Genomic DNA, 3,574 nt, shown 5'->3' on the forward strand with positions numbered 1-3,574 from the left:
TATGAATAAATACTTGATATGATAAATGAACTTCCGAAGTACGGAAACGACATTGAAGAAATTGACATGTTAGCCCGTGATGTGGCTAATATATACGCAAAAGAACTTGAAAAACATAAAAATCCTCGCGGAGGTATGTTCCAGGCAGGATTGTATCCTGTATCGGCTAACGTTCCTCTTGGTGAGCAGACAGGTGCGACACCTGACGGCAGACTTGCCAATACACCGATTGCGGACGGTGTAGGTCCAAGACAGGGCGCTGATACAAAAGGTCCTACGGCTGCGGCAAACTCAGTTGCAAAACTTGAACATGGCAGAGCATCAAACGGTACACTTTACAATCAGAAGTTCCACCCGTCGGCATTGAGCGGAAATGCAGGACTTCAGAACTTTGCGTCATACATAAGAGCATTCTTTGACCAAAAGGGAATGCATATGCAGTTTAATGTCGTAAGTAAGGAAACACTTCTTGACGCACAAAAACATCCGGAAAATTATAAATCACTTGTAGTTCGTGTCGCAGGTTACAGTGCTTTATTTACATCACTTTCAAAGGCACTTCAGGACGATATTATCAGCAGAACAGAACAAGCATTTAACGCATAAGGAATAATTAATATGGAAAATTATATGAAAGCGAAAGGCAGAATATTTGACATACAGAAATATTCTATCCATGACGGACCCGGAATACGAACAATCATATTCCTAAAGGGTTGTGCCTTGCGTTGCAGATGGTGTTGTAATCCTGAATCGCAGGAATTTGATATACAGACCATGATGTTTGAGGGCAAAGAAAAAGTTATGGGATATGATGTGACTGTTGAAGATGTTATGCCGGCTATTTTACAGGATACATTTTATTATAACCGCAGCGGCGGCGGTGTGACTTTGTCGGGCGGTGAAGCTCTGTTGCAACCGAATTTCGGACCGCATCTTTTGCACGCTTGTAAGGATTACGGTATAAATACTGCTATCGAAACAACGGGCTTTGCACGTTGGGAGTTTATAGAAAAGTATTTGCCGTATCTTGATTATGTGCTTATGGATATTAAGCATATGAACAGTGCAAAGCACAAGGAATTTACCACTCAGCCCAATGAACTTATTCACGAAAACGCAAAAAGAATTGCGGAGTCGGGAATGGTTGATTTGACAATAAGAGTGCCTGTTATACCGACATTTAACGCAACACCGGAAGAAATTTATGACATTGCAATGTTTGCTGCAAGTTTGAAAGGTGTTAAGAAACTTCATTTACTTCCATACCACAGACTCGGACAAGGCAAATATGACGGATTGGGTAGGGAATACAAACTTGACGGAATTGATTTAATTCCTAACGAGTATATGCAAGAACTTCTTGAAGTTGCTAAAAAATCGGGACTTGAATGTCAGATAGGCGGTTAAAATGAAATTTGAAATAATGAATGAAAATCACAGAGATAAAGTGCTTGAATTATCAAAAGCATTTTATTGCAGTGATGCACTTGATCATGAAGTGCCTATGAATATTATCGAAACAAATATTGATGCGGCAATAAGCGGAGATAAAGGCTTAATTGGTTTTGTATTTTGTGAAGATAATGAGGTTGTCGGATTTTCTTACGTGACGACTTATTATGAAACTGAAGTAGGCGGTATATGCGTACAGATTATTGATTTGTATGTAAATGAAAATGCTCGTGGAAAAGGTGTGGCGACACAGTATTTTAATTATTTATTCGACAAATACAGTGGTGCAAAGCGTTTCAGACTTGAAGTTGTGAAAGATAATGTAAAAGCAATATCACTGTATAAAAAAATGGGATTTACAGACGTATCATACGGACAAATGAAAATTGATAAGATATAAAAAATAACGCTGTTTATCAGCGTTATTTTTTTGTGTTCCGGTTCAGTAATGTTATAGCAATAAAAAATGGTTGGTTCAAAATGAACCAACCATTTATAATATTCAAAATTATTCGCCTTGAGCAAGCTTAACAAGATGTGCATACTTTTCTTCTGCATTCTTCTTAGCCTTTGCAAATAGTTCCTTAGCTCTTTCAGGGTTTGAACGAGCAAGTGAATTATAACGAACTTCACCCATGATGAAGTCTTCATAATCCATTGTAGGAGCTTTTGAGTCAAGCTGGAACGGATTTTTGCCGTCCAAAGCAAGTCTTGGGTCAAATCTGAACAAGTGCCAGTAACCTGCGTCAACGGCTTTCTTTTCTTCTGTTTGAGCAATACTCATACCGCCCTTGATACCATGATTGATACATGGAGCATAAGCGATGATTAGAGAAGGACCGTGGTAGCTTTCAGCCTCAAGCAGAGCCTTAAGAAGTTGAGCTTGGTTAGCACCTTGAGCAACTTGTGCAACGTATACATAACCGTAACTCATAGCGATAGCTGCAAGGTCTTTCTTCTTAACTTCCTTACCTGCGGCAGCAAATTGAGCAATAGCACCTGTCGGTGTAGCCTTTGATGACTGACCGCCTGTATTTGAGTAAACTTCTGTATCGAATACAAGAATGTTTACATCTTCACCTGATGCAAGTACGTGGTCAACACCGCCGAAACCGATGTCATAAGCCCAACCGTCACCACCGAATATCCAGCAAGATTTCTTTGATAGATATTCTTTATCGGCAAGTACGTCCTTAGCCTCTTTAGAATTGATATTAGCAATAGCCTTTAGAAGTTCGTCAGTAGCAACCTTGTTTGCGGCAGCGTCATTCTTTGTTTCAATGAACTTGTCAACAACAGGCTTAACATCTGCATTTTCTTCAGCTATCTTTTCAAGCTTAGCGATGTTTGTATTTCTCAATGTATCTTGAGCGATGAACATACCAAGACCGTATTCGGCATTATCCTCAAATAATGAGTTAGCCCAAGCAGGACCGTGGCCGTTTACGTCTATTGTGTATGGTGTAGATGGTGAAGAACCACCCCAAATTGATGAACAACCTGTAGCATTTGCAATGTACATTCTGTCACCGAATAGCTGTGTAACAAGTTTTGCGTATGGTGTTTCACCACAACCTGCACAAGCACCTGAGAATTCAAGGTAAGGCTTTCTGAATTGGCTGCCTTTAACTGTTGAAATCTTGAACTTGTCAAGAACTTCCTGCTTTTCTGCAAGCTGAACAAGGTAATCATACTTTTCCTGTTCCTTAGCTGTTTCATCATCGAATGATGTCATAACAAGGGCAGGAGCTTTTTTGCCGGCGTTGTTTACAGGGCAAACATTAGCACAGCTTCCGCAACCTGTACAGTCATAAACTGAAATAGCCATAGCATAGTAATAGCCGTCAAGCTGCATTGCATTTTGGTATCTGATACCCTCAGGCGCATTGTCAAGTTCTTCTTTTGTAAGAATTACAGGACGGATACAAGCGTGAGGACATACATATGAACAGTTACCGCATTCGATACAAGTTTCGTTATTCCAAACAGGAACGTCGATAGCAATACCTCTCTTTTCAAATGCTGATGAACCAAGAGGAACTTCACCTGTCTGATAAGCCTCGAATGTAGAAACAGGTAATTGCTACCTCTGAATTGGTTGATAGGAACAAGTACATCG

2 protein-coding genes and 2 pseudogenes are annotated in these 3,574 nt (G+C 40.0%); 3 read left to right on the forward strand and 1 reads right to left on the reverse strand.

Features of this window, described 5'->3' with window-relative positions:
- Positions 1-27 precede the first annotated feature (27 nt).
- The 3 genes and pseudogenes from ACLTU0_RS11270 to ACLTU0_RS11280 all read left to right on the forward strand — a co-directional run.
- Positions 28-606, forward strand: a pseudogene (locus ACLTU0_RS11270) (glycine radical domain-containing protein); the annotation flags it as partial.
- Between the two features lie 12 nt (positions 607-618).
- On the forward strand, positions 619-1,410 hold the full coding sequence (locus ACLTU0_RS11275) for a glycyl-radical enzyme activating protein (protein ID WP_412322535.1): 792 nt from the start codon (positions 619-621) through the stop codon (positions 1,408-1,410).
- A 1-nt stretch (position 1,411) separates the two neighbouring features.
- Positions 1,412-1,855: an N-acetyltransferase family protein gene (locus ACLTU0_RS11280; protein WP_412322537.1), complete on the forward strand. Its 444-nt coding sequence runs from the start codon at positions 1,412-1,414 to the stop codon at positions 1,853-1,855.
- A gap of 108 nt (positions 1,856-1,963) precedes the next feature.
- On the opposite strand, the pseudogene ACLTU0_RS11285 reads toward ACLTU0_RS11280, so the two are convergent.
- Positions 1,964-3,574, reverse strand: a pseudogene (locus tag ACLTU0_RS11285) (thiamine pyrophosphate-dependent enzyme); the annotation flags it as partial.

Origin of the sequence: Hominilimicola sp. (genome assembly GCF_046972485.1) — a bacterium.
GTDB classification, from domain to species: domain Bacteria; phylum Bacillota; class Clostridia; order UBA1381; family UBA1381; genus Hominilimicola; species Hominilimicola fabiformis.